The organism is Scytonema sp. UIC 10036, from assembly GCF_009725235.1.
The window spans coordinates 1-19,597 of record NZ_WJFC01000244.1 but is presented as its reverse complement, the minus strand read 5'-3'; the positions used below and the strand labels follow the sequence as shown (position 1 = coordinate 19,597).

The 19,597-nt window shown below is 40.3% G+C and carries 20 protein-coding genes and 1 pseudogene; 10 read left to right on the top strand and 11 right to left on the bottom strand.

All coding sequences use genetic code 11. From position 1 onward, the window contains the following. Positions 1–213 precede the first annotated feature (213 nt). The gene (locus F7734_RS53915; protein ID WP_155752453.1) at positions 214–1,875 is read right to left on the bottom strand and encodes a DUF262 domain-containing protein; all 1,662 of its coding nucleotides are present in this window, start codon (positions 1,873–1,875) and stop codon (positions 214–216) included. A 966-nt stretch (positions 1,876–2,841) separates the two neighbouring features. Between F7734_RS53915 and F7734_RS53910 the strand changes: the two genes are divergently transcribed. Next, a complete protein-coding gene (locus F7734_RS53910; protein WP_155752452.1) occupies positions 2,842–3,348 on the top strand; it encodes a fatty acid hydroxylase in 507 nt (168 codons plus the stop codon). A gap of 594 nt (positions 3,349–3,942) precedes the next feature. Here F7734_RS53910 and F7734_RS53905 read toward each other — a convergent pair. The 3 genes from F7734_RS53905 to F7734_RS53895 form a co-directional block, all read right to left on the bottom strand. Beyond that, entirely contained in the window at positions 3,943–4,680 is a 738-nt protein-coding gene (locus F7734_RS53905; RefSeq protein WP_155752451.1) for an amino acid ABC transporter ATP-binding protein, read from the bottom strand. An 89-nt stretch (positions 4,681–4,769) separates the two neighbouring features. After that, positions 4,770–5,786: an amino acid ABC transporter permease gene (locus F7734_RS53900; protein WP_155752450.1), complete on the bottom strand. Its 1,017-nt coding sequence runs from the start codon at positions 5,784–5,786 to the stop codon at positions 4,770–4,772. Then, on the bottom strand, positions 5,783–6,700 hold the full coding sequence (locus tag F7734_RS53895; RefSeq protein ID WP_155752449.1) for an ABC transporter permease subunit: 918 nt from the start codon (positions 6,698–6,700) through the stop codon (positions 5,783–5,785). Before F7734_RS53895 ends, F7734_RS53900 begins: the two co-directional genes overlap by 4 nt. A gap of 7 nt (positions 6,701–6,707) precedes the next feature. Here F7734_RS53895 and F7734_RS53890 point away from each other — a divergent pair, with 7 nt between their 5' ends. Next, positions 6,708–6,905, top strand: a complete 198-nt coding sequence (locus tag F7734_RS53890; RefSeq protein WP_155752448.1) for a hypothetical protein — start codon at positions 6,708–6,710, stop codon at positions 6,903–6,905. A 96-nt stretch (positions 6,906–7,001) separates the two neighbouring features. On the opposite strand, the gene F7734_RS53885 is transcribed toward F7734_RS53890, so the two are convergent. Continuing rightward, entirely contained in the window at positions 7,002–8,045 is a 1,044-nt protein-coding gene (locus tag F7734_RS53885) for an amino acid ABC transporter substrate-binding protein (protein WP_155752447.1), read from the bottom strand. Positions 8,046–8,097: 52 nt separating this feature from the next. Next, positions 8,098–8,739: a flavin reductase family protein gene (locus F7734_RS53880; protein WP_155752446.1), complete on the bottom strand. Its 642-nt coding sequence runs from the start codon at positions 8,737–8,739 to the stop codon at positions 8,098–8,100. 507 nt (positions 8,740–9,246) lie between these two features. On the opposite strand from F7734_RS53880, the gene F7734_RS53875 reads away from it, so the two are divergent. Together F7734_RS53875 and F7734_RS53870 are read left to right on the top strand one after the other, a co-directional pair. Further along, positions 9,247–10,302: an LLM class flavin-dependent oxidoreductase gene (locus tag F7734_RS53875; RefSeq protein ID WP_155752445.1), complete on the top strand. Its 1,056-nt coding sequence runs from the start codon at positions 9,247–9,249 to the stop codon at positions 10,300–10,302. A 264-nt stretch (positions 10,303–10,566) separates the two neighbouring features. Further along, complete coding sequence (locus tag F7734_RS53870; protein ID WP_155752444.1) at positions 10,567–11,232, top strand: GNAT family N-acetyltransferase; 666 nt, start codon at positions 10,567–10,569, stop codon at positions 11,230–11,232. A gap of 63 nt (positions 11,233–11,295) precedes the next feature. Here the strand turns inward: F7734_RS53870 and F7734_RS53865 are convergent, their stop codons facing one another. The 3 genes and pseudogenes from F7734_RS53865 to F7734_RS64730 form a co-directional block, all read right to left on the bottom strand. After that, positions 11,296–13,026 (bottom strand): hypothetical protein, encoded by a 1,731-nt coding sequence (locus tag F7734_RS53865; protein WP_155752443.1) that lies wholly within the window; start codon positions 13,024–13,026, stop codon positions 11,296–11,298. A gap of 294 nt (positions 13,027–13,320) precedes the next feature. Continuing rightward, a complete protein-coding gene (locus F7734_RS53860) occupies positions 13,321–13,518 on the bottom strand; it encodes a hypothetical protein (RefSeq protein ID WP_155752442.1) in 198 nt (65 codons plus the stop codon). A 240-nt stretch (positions 13,519–13,758) separates the two neighbouring features. Further along, positions 13,759–13,863, bottom strand: a pseudogene (locus tag F7734_RS64730) (type I methionyl aminopeptidase); the annotation flags it as partial. 473 nt (positions 13,864–14,336) lie between these two features. Between F7734_RS64730 and F7734_RS53850 the strand changes: the two are divergent. After that, entirely contained in the window at positions 14,337–14,717 is a 381-nt protein-coding gene (locus F7734_RS53850; protein ID WP_207714428.1) for an SH3 domain-containing protein, read from the top strand. 81 nt (positions 14,718–14,798) lie between these two features. Here the strand turns inward: F7734_RS53850 and map are convergent, their stop codons facing one another. Next, entirely contained in the window at positions 14,799–15,617 is an 819-nt protein-coding gene (gene map / locus F7734_RS53845) for a type I methionyl aminopeptidase (RefSeq protein WP_155752441.1), read from the bottom strand. Between the two features lie 120 nt (positions 15,618–15,737). On the opposite strand from map, the gene F7734_RS53840 reads away from it, so the two are divergent. Next, positions 15,738–15,929, top strand: coding sequence for a CopG family transcriptional regulator (locus F7734_RS53840; protein ID WP_155752440.1), 192 nt, complete (start codon positions 15,738–15,740; stop codon positions 15,927–15,929). A 126-nt stretch (positions 15,930–16,055) separates the two neighbouring features. Here F7734_RS53840 and F7734_RS53835 read toward each other — a convergent pair whose 3' ends face one another. Beyond that, positions 16,056–16,493 carry an Rrf2 family transcriptional regulator gene (locus F7734_RS53835; protein WP_155752439.1) on the bottom strand — a complete coding sequence of 146 codons (438 nt, stop codon included), beginning with the start codon at positions 16,491–16,493 and terminating at the stop codon, positions 16,056–16,058. A 297-nt stretch (positions 16,494–16,790) separates the two neighbouring features. Here F7734_RS53835 and F7734_RS53830 point away from each other — a divergent pair, with 297 nt between their 5' ends. From F7734_RS53830 to F7734_RS53815, 4 genes are all read left to right on the top strand, one after another. After that, positions 16,791–16,994 carry a hypothetical protein gene (locus F7734_RS53830; RefSeq protein ID WP_155752438.1) on the top strand — a complete coding sequence of 68 codons (204 nt, stop codon included), beginning with the start codon at positions 16,791–16,793 and terminating at the stop codon, positions 16,992–16,994. A gap of 270 nt (positions 16,995–17,264) precedes the next feature. Then, a complete protein-coding gene (locus tag F7734_RS53825; protein WP_155752437.1) occupies positions 17,265–17,435 on the top strand; it encodes a hypothetical protein in 171 nt (56 codons plus the stop codon). A gap of 26 nt (positions 17,436–17,461) precedes the next feature. Beyond that, on the top strand, positions 17,462–18,517 hold the full coding sequence (locus tag F7734_RS53820) for an aliphatic sulfonate ABC transporter substrate-binding protein (protein WP_166482736.1): 1,056 nt from the start codon (positions 17,462–17,464) through the stop codon (positions 18,515–18,517). Between the two features lie 46 nt (positions 18,518–18,563). Next, positions 18,564–19,574, top strand: a complete 1,011-nt coding sequence (locus F7734_RS53815; RefSeq protein WP_155752435.1) for an LLM class flavin-dependent oxidoreductase — start codon at positions 18,564–18,566, stop codon at positions 19,572–19,574. Positions 19,575–19,597: the final 23 nt, after the last annotated feature.

The following is a 19,597-nucleotide window of genomic DNA, read 5'->3' as shown; positions in this document are numbered from 1 at the left end:
GATTTTTAGCGATTCTCCTTTGGAGACGCTACGCGAACGCATAAAGACGGAATACTAAAATTCCAGATTTTAACACTTTGCATATCTTGCGTTTTATGTCAACTACTTCTACTCGACCGGCGCTCTAGGGTGTTAATTATACTCAGCACGAAGAGTACTCTTACCTTGATATTCCTTGGTTTGACCTTCTGCTAAGTTAATAAAATGTTATATCTAATCTAAGGGACTCAACCAAATATTACTGGCTATAAGTAACAAACTCTTTGCTCGTTCCTCAATTTGTGCGCCTCCCCACCTCGCTTGTTGAAGAATCCAACGGTTCAGCTCGATATGAGTATTCTCCAATCTAGTTTTCTTCTCTGAAAATGAGAGGTCGCTTAACTCTGAGTTATAACTAGTCAGAGTCAAGTTGCCGAATGTATCAACCATGGTAGTATGAACTTTCTCGGCCTCTGAACCTAGCTCATTTTTCCATTCCAGATTCAGCGTTTGAGGTAGAACGTGCTCGATTGTTGTTGTTGAAATATCTACAGTTTCCTTGTGGTTAAAAGATTTTTCAAGACGGCAAAGGATAAAACGAGTGCTCCCACGCCCATACTGTGGTTGGCTTATAAAGGCTGTGGCAAATTCAGAATCTTTAGGAAAGCGGCCCCTACCGCTACCCGATGATAAAGAACGGTGTAACCATAGAACATGATTCGCATCAGGAAAGTTTTTAGCTAACTGAATAAACAGTTTATTTAACAAATTAGTCGGTACTCCACAAACAGCCCGTCGAACGACGAAAGACTCGACTAATCTAAGACATTTCTCCAAGTCAACCTCGCTCAGATCTCTAGCCTGACGAGCATCAAACAGGCGGAGTAATAGCGGATAAGAGGTTGTGACTTTAAGTTCTTTAATATTCTCCAAGCAATCACGAATGTTTGCTGTTTCTTCTTGGTCTGGGAAGAGGAACCTAGCATAAAACTCTCCAAACCTTTGCATAGATTGAACTTCCACTTCGACTTGTTCGGTTGAGTTCATACTAATTAACTTCGCTTTAATAGCCGCATAAATGCCACCTTGCTTAATGTCATCTCCATCCTTCATTATGTAGTGGCGAAGAAATTCAGTGAGATTAGATTTAAGTATATTCTCAAGTGGAATCCAATATTTAGAGTAAACCCGCTCCTGCTCGCCGCCTGCAGAAATCGAGTGGCGGAAGCGCATCAGCAAATAATTCCTCACTAAATCAGCTTGAGTGAGTGGTTCACCCTTGAAGTTCAGGCTCTCAAAAATCAAATATGGATCGTCATCATCGCCAAGGTTGATCATCACAACTTGGAGACATTGCTCCAGGGTAATTAGCACTTTGGTGGGATCTATAGAATTGTCAGGGTCAGAGCTTTTGAGCTTCTTTTTAAAGAAGTGATAAGCCGCCGCCATCCGAACATCTTTGTTGTTTGATGGAACCTCACGGTCAAGGACAATGGTGCGATACACATCTCGGTCAACCTGTGTTGGCACTAACTTCAAAGTGTCTTCCAAATTACGGAAGCGGTTTGTGAGGTAAACTTCCTGTATACGAGAGGCTGAATTTGAATCAAGACAATCACGCAAAGCACAAAGAAGTAACGACACAGTTGTTAGACGCTGCTGTCCATCAATGATGAGATACTTACTAACTCCTACAGGTACACTACGCGCTGGGACAGAGACAATTGCTCCCATAAAGTGGGTGCCAGTATCGCCCACTTCATACTGCACCATCAAATCTTCCCAGAGTGTTTGCCAATTGTTCTCAGTCCAAGTATATGGGCGCTGAAAGAGAGGAATTAGATTTTGCTTTTCACCGTTGAAATACTGAATAACTTTAGCGGGGGAGGCTTCCATTGGATTTACTTTGTCCTTTAATCTACGAAACTCACTGACTTTAGGTAATATTATGCTTCTTGCTTAAGAACTTGAGTATATTTATCACACAAAACCGCATTGTAACTTGCATATTATCAAACTGCCAAGATTTAACTGAATTAAAGTATAAATACTGAAATTATATTTATTTTTTTGTATTATATACTACTTTGTTTTAAAAGATTTAAAGACTATAACGTCGGTACAATAATGCTAATTTAAGTTGGAGCAATTAAAATTCAATACTTACAGGCATAGAAATTAGGTTTGTTATGCCCAAATTTGATTAGTGTACTGACACTTTAGCAGCATGATTTTAAACTATAAGTATCACGATAACTAAAGCAAAAAAAGTTATTTATAGGACAAAAAGATAATGTATATTCACTTAAATGAGAATAACTTTTTTACACATATTGCAAGAGTTTCCAGAACTGGAAGAGGAAAGTATTATACAAGCCCTAATTTGTGCCACGTCCTACTGTAGTAGTATTGCTACCTAACGGGCTTCGCGATCGCATTGTCAGTAGCTCGGCAATTTATTCTACGTTTAACCCTATAGCGGTTTTCACTTGAATGAAGTACAGATTTATCCGCTACGGGCTGCTACAGCCTGCGGTTCCATAACTTTTTTATGTATTGCACCCAACTGAAAACTGCTATATCTCCAATAGACAGGAGTGTTTTGACTCTCAAGCAGTTAGTCGTTCCCCTGACTACTGTGTCAAATTTTTGACTTTAAAATTTTTTGCAAAAACATCACTTAATCGATAAAAATACTGTAGTATTTAGACAAATGAACTAATAACTCTGCTTAAAAGCGATTGTTTACAAAATAATCCCTGTTTGTGCAGCTTGACAAAGTTCATATTTATGGTATTATGATTCGTTTTGTTCTTCTCAAAAGCTATCTAAACACTTCCATATTTAAAATGAGGATGACACATGCTCAAAGCAATCGCGTGTGCCGGGATACTCCTTGTAGTTGGAGATTTCCTTTCGACTTTCTGCTATCACATACCGGAACATATTTTTGGTAGCCTTCATTTGCAAACTCACCACTCCTACAAAAAGCACTTTCGTCATTACGCGATTTTGACACTCAATCCCCTGGTTCTTTTGGATGGTCTATTAGGTGCGTTGCCGTATTTCCTAATTGCAGTTGTTTTGTGGTTTTTTTCACCTATTGGCGTTGTATGTGGATTGCTACTCGGTCAGTTTCATGTATGGTGGAGGCATACAAGTATCTTGAATTGGCAAACCCCAAAATCAGTGGAGTTTGTTTGTCGAATTCTTTTCATTACAACTCCAGAAAGACATTGGCAACACCATCACAAAACTCACGAAGCTTACGGTGATATCTTCACGTTCTTTGAACAACCAGCAAAAAGTTGGTTCCGCTTGCTACGCTGGTTAAGAATTCGCTTCCCCCAATTACGATCGCAAAACTAAATAATTTGGGCTAGTGCGTTAAAACTTATGCTAGCTCTAAGTTTTAGATGCGAGTATTCTCAATTCAGTAACAACAGTACTCAAAAATCTGGACAAATAGAGCGTACCACGTGCGGATGGACGTAGTACCGTAAAACCGCAGCAACCCAATCAGGCATTACCCCTTTCGCGAGCGCCCATGTCGCGAAAGTATGCCTGCATTATAGCTGCCTGACAAAATAATTTCAAAAACTTCTGTTGATAAGAATCCAGAAGTTAGAATTTTTTAGTAACCTTTTAGAATTATTATTTAAATATGTGCTTTTAAAAAATGCAAAATCTGTTGTTTGAACTTAGTCATTGCATCTACATTATTAAGAGGTCATTTATAAAGTAAATCTTAAATGTCCAAATGTATTGTGGTAGGTTGGGTAGAACAAAGTAACACCCAACAATTTCATTAAATGTTGGGTTTCGTTCCTCAACCCAACCTACGGTGTCTTAATGTTTACTGTGCCTTTGGTGGCGAATTATCAAAGTGGAATACTGACGTTAGGATGAATCCACAAAAACCATTTAAGAATTTGCTTGTCCAATTACGATCGCACCCGCCTACTAAAGAATTTGGGCTAAAAACTTGCGAGTGCGATCGTGCTGCGGGTTTTGAAAAAATGCATCCGGAGTGCCTTCCTCAACCACTAAACCACCATCCATTAAAACCACTCGGTCTGCAACTTCACGTGCAAAACCCACTTCATGGGTAACAACAACCATAGTCATACCATCAGCAGCAAGAGTTTTGATAACATCCAAAACTTCTCGCACCATCTCTGGATCTAAAGCTGAAGTCGGCTCATCAAAAAGCATAATCTTGGGTTGCATTGCTAGAGATCTAGCAATTGCAACCCTTTGTTGCTGTCCTCCAGATAATTGTCCTGGATACTTTTGTGATTGTTCCAAAATCCCCACTCGTTCCAGTAACTGCATAGCTACTTCTTCTGCTTTAATCTTTGACCATTTCCGCACCCAGATTGGTGCCAAAGTAATATTTTGCAAGACTGTTAGGTGAGGAAACAAATTGAATTGTTGAAACACCATTCCTACTTCTTGACGAATTGCTTCAATGTTTCGCAAATCATTTGTCAGAGCAATACCATCAATTTCAATCCGTCCCTGCTGGTACTCTTCTAAAGCATTAAAGGTACGAATAAAAGTTGATTTACCCGAACCAGAAGGTCCCATCAGTACGACAACTTCTCCCCGATTTACTGTTAGGCTCACACCTCGTAAAACGTGAAATTTTCCGTACCACTTTTGCACATCTTGGGCTATAATAATTTGTTGGTTTGTCATTTGTCATTTGTTATTTGTCATTTGTTATTTGTCATTTGTATAAATTATTCTCCCCTATCTCCCTTGTCTCCCTTGTCTCCCTTGTCCCCTTACCGATTTTCCAGGCGTTGAGAAGCTAGAGACATGGAGTAACAAAAAATCCAGTAGATGACCCCAATAAATAAATAGACTTCTGCATAGCGATCGAGGAACTGGGGTTGAGCAAGAATGGAACGGGCAATTCCTGTTAATTCTAATAATCCAACAATTGCTAATAAAGAAGTATCCTTAAATAAACCAATGAATTGCCCAACAAGGGCTGGAATAACAGCACGCAGTGCTTGAGGCAGAACTATAAGTAGCATAGTTAATGGGGTGTTAAACCCTAAGGATCTAGCTGCTTCAAATTGTCCGCGTGGAATTGATTGAAGCCCACCACGTACATTTTCTGCTAAATAAGCCGCACTAAACAAGGTTAAGCCAGCCATTCCCCGCAGCACTCTATCTAAACGAATTTCTGGTGGTAAAAATAAGGGTATCATCACTTGAGCGAGGAACAAAATTCCAATCAATGGCAGCCCTCTAATAAGTTCGATGTATAGAATACTAAACCAACGCACGAAAAATAACTGACTTTGACGCCCTAACGCTAATAATATCCCTAAGGGAAAAGATATAACTATGCTGACGGCTGCTATTAGCAAAGTCAGCAGCAAACCATTCCACAAACCACTTTCTACAGGTTGCAGTCCCAAACCTCCCCCAATTAACCACAGAATCATTGGGAAAGACAGCGCCCATCCAAGGGGTAACCAGGTGTTGAACCTACTAGGAAACCGTTTTGCGATCGCTCCCCATGATAAACCAGTTAGACCAAGAATAATGACTAATGCCAGCCAAAGTCGCCAATAGAGTTCTTGAGGAAAACGACCAACAAAAAATAGAGATAAATTAGCTTGTATAACTGCCCATTTTGCTTGAGTAAATACCCATGTTAAGATATTCTTGATTGCCCAGACAAGAAACCACAGGCAAACAACAGTGAGAATACTGTTGAACCAGTTGTTAAACAAATTCTTTCGCAGCCATTGCCAGATTGTTGGATTTTGGTTTTTTAACAGGCTCATCGCTCCTTCAATTGCACCTTACGGTTAAAGAAATTCATTGTCAGAGAAATAATCAAGCTCATTGTGAGATAAGTCGCCATAATTAAAAGCATAACTTCTACAGCTCTACCTGTTTGGTTAAAAGTTGTGGAAGCAACAAAGTAAATATCAGCGTAACCAATTGCGATCGCTAAACTAGAGTTTTTGGCTATATTTAAGTACTGACTTGTCAGTGGTGGTATAATTAACCGCAACGCTTGAGGAAAAATCACCAACCGCATAACTAGGCTCGGTTTTAAACCCAACGCTCTTGCTGCTTCCCATTGCCCCTTTGGTACTGAGAGAATTCCGGCTCTGACAATTTCTGCTATAAAAGCAGCAGAGTAAAGTGTTAATCCCAAAATTAATGCGGATAATTCTGGGGAAAAGTGGATTCCAAAAGGAAGTGTAAGACCTTGATTGCTAATGTTTAGTAAACCAAAAAAGGAAATTTGAGTTTCAGTTTGTGGCAAACTAAGAAAAACAGCAAAGTACCAGAAGAATAATTGTAAAAGTACAGGAGTGTTGCGTAAAATTTCTACATAAACCAGAGCTAGCTGTCGTACCAACCAATTATCTGATAGCCTTGCGACTCCTACCGTTATACCTACAATTGTGGCTGCAATGGTACAAACGATAACAACTCGTAAGGAATTCAGTAATCCAACCAGTAAAGCACGGCTGTAGGAATCAGAAGGCTGGTAAGAAATGGGAGTTTCGCCAATATCAAAAGATGCTTGGGACTGTAAAAAATCAAATCCCAATTGAATGCCCAGCCTTTGTAAATTGTAAGTCAAATTGTGCCAAAGTATCGCAACTACAATGGCAACTGTAAATACAGCTATTAACTGACCGACAACAGGCCAAAATCGTTTATCGCGCCAAAAGGGAGTCATAAGAATTTTGGATTTTGGATTTTGGATTTTGGTTTTGGATTTTGGATTTTGGATTTTGGATTTTGGATTTTGGATTTTGGATTTTGGATTTTGGATTTTGGATTTTGGATTTTGGATTTTGGATTTTGGATTTTGGATTTTGGATTTTGGATTTTGGATTTTGATTTTGGATTTTGATTTTGGATTTGGAATTAGGAATATTTAGATTTTGGGATTGACTCATGTGTAAATTGACGGATTGAATCTTTATCAGGTACAAACATTCCTCAATCTAAAATCTAAAATCTAAAATCCAAAATTTTTACCGAAATGGAGGTGCATAGAGAATACCGCCTTGGTTCCAAAGTTTGTTTGGACCTCTATCTAATTTTAATTCAGAGTTCTTGCCTAAATTACGTTCGTAAACTTCTCCATAGTTACCTACGTGCTTAATAATACGGGTCACAAAATCATTTGTTAAACCACTGCCTTTCCCAAGATCGCCTTCCGTACCTAACAAGCGCTTCACTTCTGGATTGGTGCTAGTGGCGAGTTGGTTGACGTTTTGAGAATTGACTCCCAACTCCTCGGCATTAATCAACGCAAATACAGTCCATTTCACAACATCAGACCACTTGGAATCCCCATTAACAACAGCTGGCGCTAAGGGTTCTTTAGACATAACGGTATCTAAAACAACATGGTCGTTTGGGTTCTTCATGATAGCGCGGCGAGAAACCAACCCAGAGCGATCTGCTGTCACAGCTTCGCAACGACCTTGTTCATAAGCGGCAAAGGCTGTGTTAACATCTTCAAAAACAAGAGGTTTGTAGTTAACGCCCCTCTGACGCATTTGATCGGATAGGTTCTGTTCGTTGGTAGTTCCTGTCTGAGTGCAGATGGATTTTCCTTTGAGTTCTTCTAGCTTTTTAATGTTGCTATTTTTTTTCACCATTATTCCTTGACCGTCGTAAAAAACAACGGGGGCAAATTCTAGCCCAACAGAAGTATCTCGGCTAATTGTCCATGTTGTGTTGCGGCTGAGGATGTCTACTTCACCAGTTTGTAAAGCGGTAAAGCGTTCTTTGGTGTTTAAGTTGCGGAACTCTACTTTTTTTGGGTCGTCAAAAAGTGCGGCGGCGATCGCACGGCACACATCTACATCTATTCCTGCATATTCGCCATTAGGTTTGACATAACTAAAACCCGGTAACGATCCACTAACACCACATATCAACTTTCCACGATTTTTAATTGTATCCAAACGACTTGTACTACTACCTCCTGATGCTCCAGCACAGGCATTAAGTGAGAGAATTAGAGGTAAGGTAGCTAATAGTAATAACCGCCATTTACGCATTATCATTTTCCTTTTCTTTACAAATACAGTCCAGAAAATCTACTGTTTTTATAATCCTTCAACTGCTACCCGATTTAATATTAGAAGACCTTTCGGTTGGACGAGCAATTTCGTACAAATCGCGGGTGTGACTGTACCAGTTTCCTGACAAACGTCCAATTGCGTGTAGTTTAGAAACATCTATTGTGTTTTTTGGAGTCAGTATATCATCACGTATGTGCCACAGGAGTGCTTCCGCAATAATTAAACCAGATTGGCTGCCTTCGTTTCCTACGTATACCACTTGCTTGAGCTGACACTCTATATTAATGGGTGACTCAGCAACTCGCGGCGCACGTATTTTAACGGAGGGAATTGGTGTGAGTCCCGCCTCTTTAAACTCATCCACTTCTGGTGGAAATTCAGCACTGGAAATGTTCATTTGTTGCTCTATTTCTTCAACAACTACATTAACCACCAATTCCCCAGATGACTCCGCATTTACCAAGGTATCCTTTTTTCCAGCACCACGCCGTAAACCGCAAGAAATAGCCAGAGTTGGTGGATTGGCTGTCACGCCCATGAAGAAACTGAAAGGCGCAAGGTTGTATGTACCGTCTGTTGCAACAGTGGAAACCCACGCGATCGGTCGGGGAACAACTGAGCCAATGAGTAATTGATAAGCAGTTCTTGGGTCAATTTGATAGGGGTCGATAATCATTTACTTTTTCCTTTAAAAAAACTATTAATTCACGAGAAATCAGGCATTGCTCAACAAAATTATCAGCTTTTCTGTTCAAAATAAGGAAGAAAAAAGAAGCAATAGTATTAAGTTAATATATAGTGATTCATTAGGTACTCTCTCGATCCGGTACATGGGTTTGTGAATGCACAGTGCGAGGCTTTGCACAGCTAGGCTGGATCGTAACGGGAGGCTCCGCCTCCAACGGACGGCATTCCCAGGCTCCGCCTGGGAACGAATTAGGGGTTCAGTCTCTCATTGACCAGCTGTGTCCTTTGAGGGAGAAAGATTGAGGATAAGGGTAATTTACAACTGTATATCTTGATTTTTGTAGCAATATGTGTATTATTCCTAACATAAATAATTAATACGGTAAGTCAATCAAATTAGTGTATAATAAATAGATAAAGCAAAGTGTACAGGTACAACTCTGAGAAATTCTCTTGGACACAGTTTTACATAAAGTAACAGCATTATATAGAGCTTATGTCAAAACCTCGCTATGGTATTTGGGCACCTGTAGGTGGTAACTTTGGACCGCTTAATAGTCCTGATGAACCAATCGATGCCAGTTACGATCGCACTCGTTCCCTTGTCCTTGAAGCGGAACGCCTCGGATTTGCCACAACCCTAGTAGCGCAGCACATTGCTAACCCTCGGAGCTTGGATTTAGATCAGCTTGAAACTTGGACAGCAGCTGCTGCTTTAGCTGACGCAACTGACAGAATAGAAATTATTGCAGCAATCAAGCCTTTGCTTTTCCATCCTGCCGTTTTAGCAAAGATGGCATTAGGTATAGATGCTATCAGTCACGGACGTTTTGCCATAAATTTGGTCAGTGCTTGGTATCGTCCGGAGATGGAACGCACAAAAATTCCTTTTCCACCCCACGATGAACGCTATCGCTATTCAACCGAGTGGCTTCGAGTTGTCAAGTTATTATGGAGTGGAGAAAGAGTTAACTTTCAGGGGGAGTACTTTAAAATTCAAGATTTGAGCCTTCGCCCTGCTCCAATTTCCAAACCGCATCCCCGTGTTTATCTTGGAGGAGCATCGGACGCAGCGCAGATATTAGCTGCTCAAGAAGCGGATACATATTTTATTAATGGTCAACCCATTGAAGATGTCCGCAAGTTTATTAAAGGAGTTCTAACGCGATCGCGAAACTTACCAAAGCCATTACGTTTTGGTTTATCAGGGTTTGTAATTGCTCGACCTACTGAGGAAGAAGCAAAAACAGAGTTTGACAGATTGATGGCGCTTCAAAAGCAGGAAGAACATTACCGATTGAACCTTGCCAAAGGAATTGACCCCGAAGCAGTTATGTTCCAAATTTTTGCCAAGAATCCTGCGGTTGGGGGTAATGGTGGAACGGCTGCAGGGCTTGTTGGCAGTTATGACACAGTTGCAGAGAGAATTTCAGATTTTGTTGAGATAGGTATCGAGACTTTCATGTTGCAATTTCATCCTTTTTCAAAGGAGATGAATCGGTTTGCAGAGGAAATTATGCCGCGAGTCAAACGTTTGCAGCTTGTAGCATGAAAAGAGTGAGTGGTTAGTTGTTAGTTGTTAGTGGTTAATAGCAGAAACATGGTTATTCAAACAGTACCTTTGCCAAAATAGAAACCTAAATAAATTTTGCCATTTTTGCCCAGTACACAAACTTTTGCCACAAGAAGACGAAAATTTCCACTCCATATGTGTTTTTGCGCTCAAATGCCAGAATCTCAATATTTTACTGTGCAGGCTATTGAATCAAATGAATAAGCTTGTAGCTTGTTCATTTGATAGGGCAGGCTACAAGCTATGTGTGTCCAAGCCCCGATTCACCTTGAAGTTGTTGTGCAGGAAGTTGTGAGTCAGTCAGGTAAAACTATTTCTGGAATTAGCGGACCCGCAAAACAGGTAGAGGCGGCTCGAGAAGTGTTGGGGCTTGCCAACAGACCAACGCGATTCAGCGATCGCGAAATGTTGTTCTCATTGGCACTACAAGACCTACGTGTTCCTACAATACTAGCATCAGGACAAGTTCAATGTCGTTTACCAAATCCGGATGAGTTGGAATTACTAACAGAGTGGTGCGTTGATTACAGCGTAGAAACATTGAAACAAGTAAACACGCCCAGGCTGCGACAAAATTGTTATGGAACTATTGAAGCGCGTCAAGCAACGGCAACACATTGGGTACTTGTAGCAGAAGAAAGCATTGTGTCCTACTCTGCCTTTAATGCTTGTCTACCAGAAATTGTACAGATTGGCGGAGTGTGGACACCGCCCAATTTGCGTGGAAAAGGTTATGCTAAATGCGTGGTTGCAGGTTCTTTACTAAGCGCACAGTCCCAAAAAGTGAATCGTGCTGTGTTGTTTACGTCTGACTATAACACTGCAGCACAGGCAGTTTACCGAGGGCTGGGCTTCCAACTTCTCCCAGAGAAATATGGCTTATTGATGTTTAACGACGACCCTGAATAAGTACGATCTAAAGTAGAAAAGCATTAAATTCTAAGATTTAGGGAAGAGTCAAGATTTCTACCGCTAATTTAAATCTAGAGAAATCTGGGTAAATGAATTTTTTGTACATCTACGAGTTTTTCTAGACCTAGATACAGCAACGGTTACTGTATCGTTACCCATTGGAATCACACCAATATCGAAAAGCGTTAATTGAATTAACTTCTCATCAAGTCTAGGCGGACTTACAGAGCAAGTCAGCTGACAAAATGAGTTAACCTTTCGTGTCCTGTTAGGACGAGCATGAAAATATTGATGTCTCGGAATCAATTTCAGACTCTTTGACAATTGACTCCAATGCGACCAAACGTGCTTTACCTTTTTATCGGTATAGGCGGACTTGGAAGGGAGTAAATGATGTTGTTTGGGCAATCGTTCAGAAAATCTTCTACCTCGACGTGCAATAACGAATGCTGCTGATGACGCTGAATTCATGCCATACATAGACATGAATTTGAGCATTCCGATCGTGCTGCTAAAAGCCGGATTTACTTTCTTATGATAAATGCCGTATTTTGAGCAAGCATTATCCAAAGCTTCGTTCCATTGCGTATAAGCGAATGATGATAACATTCGTGCATATTTCTTCCCTTTCTCCTTGAGTAGTTTCTTCTTTTCGGAAAAATCCAATTTCTCAGATGCAACTGGAAAATTATATTCAAGAGCTTTGAGTGCAATAAATGTGGCAGCGTCTCTCAAGATAGCTTCTCTCTGATTTGAACTGAGGACATGCAAATCCAACTTGTAATCGCCATATTCGAGCAAGTTGCCTTGGCGATCGCAAACAGCCCATCCAATTGAATCTGCATTTAGATCCACACCTACGTAACCAGACAAATACTCAGACGTAATTTCTCTTAGATTTACATCTGTTGTGGCTGCAACGTACCAACAATTATCTTTCCAATAGAATCGAATAGTGACAGCACTACAACCAATTGCCCACTTCTCGGTTCCGTCCTTAGTTTTTACCTTATAGCAACGCTCTGAGATAGATTCAACCAGATCGTGGAAGCCATGTTTGAAGTTTAATCCATCAATCCGAATGTAATCACCGCCGAGTCTTTCTTCTAGCGCATAGGGAGTGCGGATAGAGAGAACAAAGCTATCCGGATTTTCAATGTAATTGAATTGTGCTAGTTGGTTGCCTGAGGACTCATCCTTACTGCCAACTAATACAAAGCTGTCATTGTCTGGCAATGCGTAGTTGGGTGATGTAGACTTCAAATGAGCCAATTGTGACTGAAGCAGATACAATCGTCGTTTCTTTTGATGTAAACCAAATTTCGCGTCTTGGAGTTGCGTTGTTTGACGCTGCCTTGCGTAAATGCTACACGCCTTTTTGATTTTGGTTTGACTTTTTGATTTGTCAGATTTAAATCCTTTTTTGGCGCTTTTATTTTTATTGGTTAATTTCTTTTCTTGCTTGGCGAAATCTTTAATTTGCTTGGAGCGCTTTCTAATATCAGATTTTATTGACTTAATCTGACCTGATAAAAATTTGATGTGATTGGCTCTGTTTTTGTTAGCATTGGTAACAATTCCTTGAACTTCAGTGTATATAGAATTGCTGTATCGTTTATTTATATTGAATAAACGTTGTAATTCTTTGTGACAGTCGAGTTGGCTTTTTCCAGCCAAAATCATGGACAAACAATGATGGCGAGCAGAGTCAATTAAATTGGAGATAGTGAATAACTCTCCCCAGTGCCAAAAATCTACTTGATCTGTATAGGTTTTGGTCGATTCTGCCACACGCTCACCTCATTTTTTGAGATTATACCAGAGTTATCGCTATGTTTAGCAACTAGAGCGCCTGATTTAATTCAAAGTTCTTTTAAAGATATCTCGTGCAGTTCTCTCATGAGTTTCAGGTTTTTTCGACTACGGGAACCATAAAGACGTGCGGAAAATACAGTAATAATCTCTAACACGTCCGTAGCTAAGTCTTGCTCAAAAGTCGTTTCTACTGGCTGCCAATCGTATGGTCACCTTCGTTCCAAACTGTTCGCACATTGCAAAGACAAGGTGCTCCCAAATCTCAATAGTCTATCGAGTGTAAGTCATCACTAACTCTGCTACCAATCCTTGAGTTATCAAGGTAATAACACGTGTCAATCCCTTCTTTTTATAGTTAAGTCCCCGAACCAAGTCTTTAATGAGTTCGGCATCGGTTGTAGAGATTGCAGAACTTGACACGCTCCGTTCCAAGTCTTCTTTTTGGTCGTGAGAACGTAACGAATGCATAAAGAATAGTTATTCTAGATTCTCGGTTGGGCTGAGCAAGAAACTGTTCAATGGGATATCGCCTATGCCCTCCATCTGTCGCGATCAACTCTAATTTTCTTGAGTTCGTCCAATTATGAGCAGTTTCTACTCTTACTCATGCAGAGTTTTGCCACCTCTCCAATCGCTAAATACTTCTTCATTTTCTAGAGATTTTACTTTGCTTTCTATAGAATTATCTAACTTTCTCAAGATTTTTGGTTAACTGCCTTTAACCCCTGAGTCTGTTACTGCAACAGTATGTTCAAACTGAGCGGAGAGTTTTTTGTCTTTGGTAATTACAGTCCAACAGTCAGCTAAAAACTTTTCACTTATTACCACACGGTTTCTGTTCTAAATTCCGTAATGAAAGTAAAAAGATTACGTTTATCGTTGCGACTCAGCACTCTGGGACTGTACATCGTTTATCGCAACCTTACTCTAGAGGGAGAATAACTGAGGCGACTAGAAGTCGCGGCTATACAAACAAAGTCCGCCTGCGCGGACTTACATGAAAATTAGGATTTCAAATTTTCGAGGAGCGAAAGTGATGAAAGAGCGTTAAGGGGGGTAAATCCAACTTGTGTGTAGCCCTTGGAAAGGGGAGGGAACTGGAAATTCAATTTCCTTTCCAAAAAGGGATTATGGGGGTAAATAAGGAAAAGTACCCTTATGAGTACCAAATTGACTCCGAAATGCTGTGACTTCTTAGTGTATTTGAAATTATCGATTTTTTAAATATAGTCAACCAATTAATTAAGCTTGATACCAAATCTACTCTGAACAAAACAATGAAAGGTGTGACAGCTACATTTGTAATGATGTCTACTGTTGCAGTAACCAACTGGGGTGGAACTAACTGGGCTAGTTTTGCAGTCGAAAGAACTGTACAACAAGGAATAAATCAAATCGCACCAACAATTTCTCAAAAGAGTTCTCAGTTTTTATTAGCTCAAACTTCTGTTGGCTCTTGTGTAGTATCGGTGCAATCGGGTTCAACACTTAATGTTCGCCAAACTCCTAACAATAGGGGTAAAATTGTCGGTTCGTTGCGAAATGGCACTCGCGTTGCTCTGGGAGTAACTGATGGTAGTGAAGGTAATAATTGGACAAGAATTATTGCCCCCGTTGAAGGTTATGTTGCCTCATCTTTCCTGAAAAATTGTCGCACTCGTGGATAAATAAGGTTGATAGCTTTACCAAAACCACTTGCCGTTGCTCGACAGGCAGTGGCAAAGTGGTTAAAGCGAATTGTATTCCCATCAGGTCAAGATTTCTACCCCTGAGTCTGTTACTGCAACAGTATGTTCAAACTGAGCGGAGAGTTTTTTGTCTTTGGTAATCACAGTCCAACGGTCAGCTAAAAACTTGATGTCACAACTTCCTTCATTAAGCATGGGTTCAACAGTGAACACCATTCCTGGACGTAGTTTCAAACCACTGCCTCTTTGACCGTAGTGAGGAATTTGTGGTTCTGTATGAAACTGTCGTCCAACTCCATGTCCAACCATATCTCGCACGACTGAGAATCCATTTGCTTCGGCGTATTCCTGAATAGCAGCGCCAATATCCCCAACTCTTGCCCCTGGTTTAATTTCAGCAATTCCTCGCATCATGCACTCATGAGTAACCTCAACTAGTTTTCGGGCTGAGGCTGACGGATTACCAACCAAAAACGTTTTTGAGGTGTCACCGTAATAACCGTCTAGAATTGGAGTCACATCAATATTAATGATGTCTCCGTTTTTGAGGATTTGTTTGCGGTTGGGGATTCCGTGACAAACAACTTCATTAACACTGGTGCAAATTGAACGGGGAAAAGGAGGATGTTCGGGAGGTGCATAGCCAAGCTGGGCGCTGATTGCACCGTTAGCTTGTGTCCAACGCTCTGCTTCATCATTTAATTCTTGGGTGCTCACTCCAGGTTGCACTAGTGGTTCAAGATGCTTGAGTAAATTTGCAGCAAGTTGCCCAACCGATCGCATCTTCTCTAACTCTCTAGCTGAGAGCAAGACCACTCCGCGATGAGATAGTGGTTGCAGAAAATTTCCAGCTATTGAAAAACCTACTTGATTGTTCATAACCAAATTCTTTTTCTATCATGCTATGCCTTGCTAGCACAGCATAGCACAGCTTGGCACAATTTAGGTCATTGCTTGTATGCTAAATATTAGGGAAATTCGTAAAAGCTGGTACTTCTAATGGGTGGAAAGACAGATTTAGAGAGAGTGGTGGCTTATGTTCCTCCTGAGTGGAAAAGGGAACTGGAAGAATGGGCAGAGGTGGAAGAACGCTCTGTCTCTTGGTTAGTTGCAAAATTAGTTGATAAAGCTTTGCAAGAACGTCGAAACCAGCCAAACGCTTCAAAAGTTATGAATGTCGGAGCGAGGTAGTATTCTAGAGCAACGGAAACGAAATGGGTGTTTTCCCAATTTTTAATAAGATAAGAGATGTGTATAAATACCTTGAGAAATTTATAGTGTTTTTCGAGCAGCTCGCGGTATAAATCTATTTTTATTTTAGATGTAGTACATAGTTTCTATTTGCTGTCTAGTTGCTTGCCGATCGCAAAGTTCTTGCAGAGTGTACTTTTGCAAGACTTCGTGCGCTGCTTGATTTGCTTCGAGCCAAACTTCTTGAATGGCTTCTGCTTCTGCTGTCTCGCAGGTAGAATCCACAGTAGGCAAAGCAGCATCTACTCCTTCAATGCACTTCAAAACATCTAAAACTGTAATCTTTTTTGGATCTCGTGCCAAAACATAACCACCCTTGGCTCCTCGTATGCTTTTAATCAAACCTCCCGATCTCAAGGTTGCTAGCAGTTGTTCTAAATAACGATTTGGTATCTTTTGTAACGCTGCTATTTCTCGAATATGTAAAGATTCGTTTTTATGGTATTCCTTAGTCAATGCTACCATCGCTAGGATTGCGTATTCAGATTTGTTGGAGAGTTTCATCGTACATAGCCTACGAATAGCTGGTCAATTTTACTTTAATCAACTCTATTAATAAGAGCAAATATTTATTGCTATTGATTTGACAAATAAAATTTATTGATTATTTCAGACCATTTGAAAAGTGATTTTTTGAACCGCAGAGGACGCAGAGGACGCAGAGGAAAGAGAGGGCAGAGATTTTTACTGAAGAACCAAAAATTTTTACGGAAAGTGTGAAAGAGATTTTGTAGCACTTAAAAATATACTTTCTGTAGCTGGCGCTACGTTTTTGTCCACGGCTTTTACGAGGTAGCATCTATGGATATATCGATCGTGGCTTTCGAGAAATTTACAGATATTGACGTATTTCTCCTATGGGACTTGCTCAAGCGAGTGAATTCTCCTGATTGGAATGTGCGGATTTTGGGAGAACAAACGCATCATACGTCTAAGTCTGGATTAACCATTCCCATGCACGGTAAGTTTTGCCTAAAGAGCTACTTACTTGCTTTTCAACGTTAATCATGATAAAGTCCTACCTATCAATAAAATACTTTAATTCGACTGAATTACCGGAGTTAGCGAGTTGTCAGTTTAGCCACAGCAGGGCAATTCTTAATTAAATAGTCTATAACTATTTAATTAAGAATTGTTCATCTTTCCCTAATCCGCTTTTAGGAGGCAAGTTAAAAGTGGATTTAGTGTTTATTGGTATGAGCTTGTACCAGATATTAAAGCATCTTATCTTTCAGACTTTATCCCTCATACTTTTTTTGGCAAACAGGGGTCATTATGGCGCACATAATTACTAGCGATCGAGAAGCAATTGAAATTGCAAAGCAAATAGCAGGGGAATTTGTTCAAGTTCCTAAGAAGTCTGGTGATGCTTATGTATCTAATGTGACCCTAGCTGGAGTTATCAAACTGCTATCGGAAGGGGATGGAAGTATCGGTCAATGGTAAAATGTCGAATTTACGTCAATTGGAAAATGAAGACAAGATATAACAGCTTTAGTTCATTAAAGTTTAACCGTCGTTTCTTTCTCCTTACAGCTGGGTCATTTGCTTTTTCGACACTGTTTTCTAGTTGTCAAACTCAAAACCAATCTCAGAAACCTAATTTAGACACTCAAAATAACAATTCAAACCCGATACGAATTGGCTGGTTAAAAGGTTCTCCCTTACATATTCTAAAATCTCAAAAGAAATTGGAAAAACGTTTTGAATCGTTGGAAAATTCTATTGGTTGGATTGAATTTCCCACTATACCAGTTCTGCTAGAGGCAATGAATGCAAAAACTCTCGATTATGCTCAAGGGGTTGATGCTTCATTAGTCTTTGGTCAGTCTTCTAATGTACCATTTGTGTATATCTCAGCAACTCCAGAACGACCAAACAGCTTAGCATATGTTGTACATGAAGACTCGCCGATTAAAAGTGTCGCAGATCTCAAAGGCAAAAAAGTCGGTTACGGTCGGGGTTGGAATCTCCACTATTTACTAGTCAAGGCTTTACAATCTAAAGGGTTGAGTATTAAGGATATTAATTCTGTCCCTATTACAACAGCAGCAGAAGGACTCGCAGCATTTGAGTCAAGAAGTGTTGATGCACTAGCTATTTGGGACCCATTTTATGCTAGATTGCAACGCTCATCAAAATTACGTGTTTTAACAGATGGTGAAGGGCTGACATCAAATAGGGGTTTTACGATCGCTTCACCAGAATTTGCTCAAAATTCTCCTGATTTGATTAAGGTGATACTAGAGGAATTGCAAGCAACAAGTGATTGGGCAAATAAAAACCCCAGCCAGGTAGCACAGTTCTTGTCTTCTCAACTGGGAATTGAAGTTGAGTCTCTAGAAGTGATGTTACGACGACAAACTTTTGGTGTTTTACCTGTTGATGAAAAAATTATTGCCGAACAACAAGGAGTTGCTGATACATTTTTCAGTTTGGGTCTTATTTCAAAGCAGATTCAGGTGAAAAATTTAGTTGCCAAAAATCCTCAATGGTTACCTAAAGAATTAGCAAATAGTAATTCGTAGGTCGGACTTTTCCCTTCCCATTAAAAGATTAACAAAGGATTATTCTATGGAAATTGGTCTGTTTCATCAAATGTGGGCACCTCCTCAAATTGAAGACAAAGAATTTTTTGCCCAAACGGTTGAAGATGTGCAACTAGCTGAAACTCTCGGTTTTGAATCCTGTTCTTTTGGAGAACATCATTTTGTACGAGCTAAGGCTTTTTATGGTCGGCTACCGGTTCCAGAAGTGTTAATTGCAAAATTAGCCGCAGAAACAACACGAATTAAACTGGGAACTGCTATCAAAATTCTCACTTTAGATAGTCCTCTGCGTTTTGCAGAAGCTGTGTCTTTATTGGATTTGTTAACAGAGGGAAGAGTGATGTTTGGGCTAGGGCATGGTAGCCCCGCTGACATGGAACATATGGGATTAACTCAGGCTGAAAAGCATCACCAATTCCGCAATATACTTCTTGAATTACTTGATTATCTTTCTTTGAACCGTCAAGGTCCCCAGATTACGCCTCAACCTCGTCAAGGAATGCATGAATTATTTTGGTTGGGAGTTCGCGATCGCAACACAATTCTTTTAGGTGCTCAACTTGGTCTAAATCTACTGATTGGACAGGGAGAAGACGCAACAACTCAAAATATTTACAGCGATCTTTATCGAGAAGCAGGCGGTAAAGGATTTGTGCGAGGATTTCGACTGGTATATGTTGGCGAAACGGACGCAGAAGCACAGAAAAGCGTTGCTGAAGCAGCCCAATTGTTTTTTAGCGTTAGGGAAAAACTGCCTCAATATCTGGCTGCACAACGCCAGGGGCGTATTCCCTATGAACCGCCTAAAGATTTACCGGATTTGCTATGGCGGCTCAATTACATTGTCGGTTCTCCTACGACTGTTGCAGAACAACTCAATCATTACATTTCACAAAGCAAGGTTGACTATTTGGGGGTTAAGATGCATATACCGGGATTGCTTAACGAAGATGTCCGAAAGTCAATGAGATTATTTGCTCAAGAAGTGGCTCCCAAGGTACAGCTTGCAAGGAAACTAGAGGTTGTTTCGGTATGAGGATAGGGGGTAGGGGGTAGGGG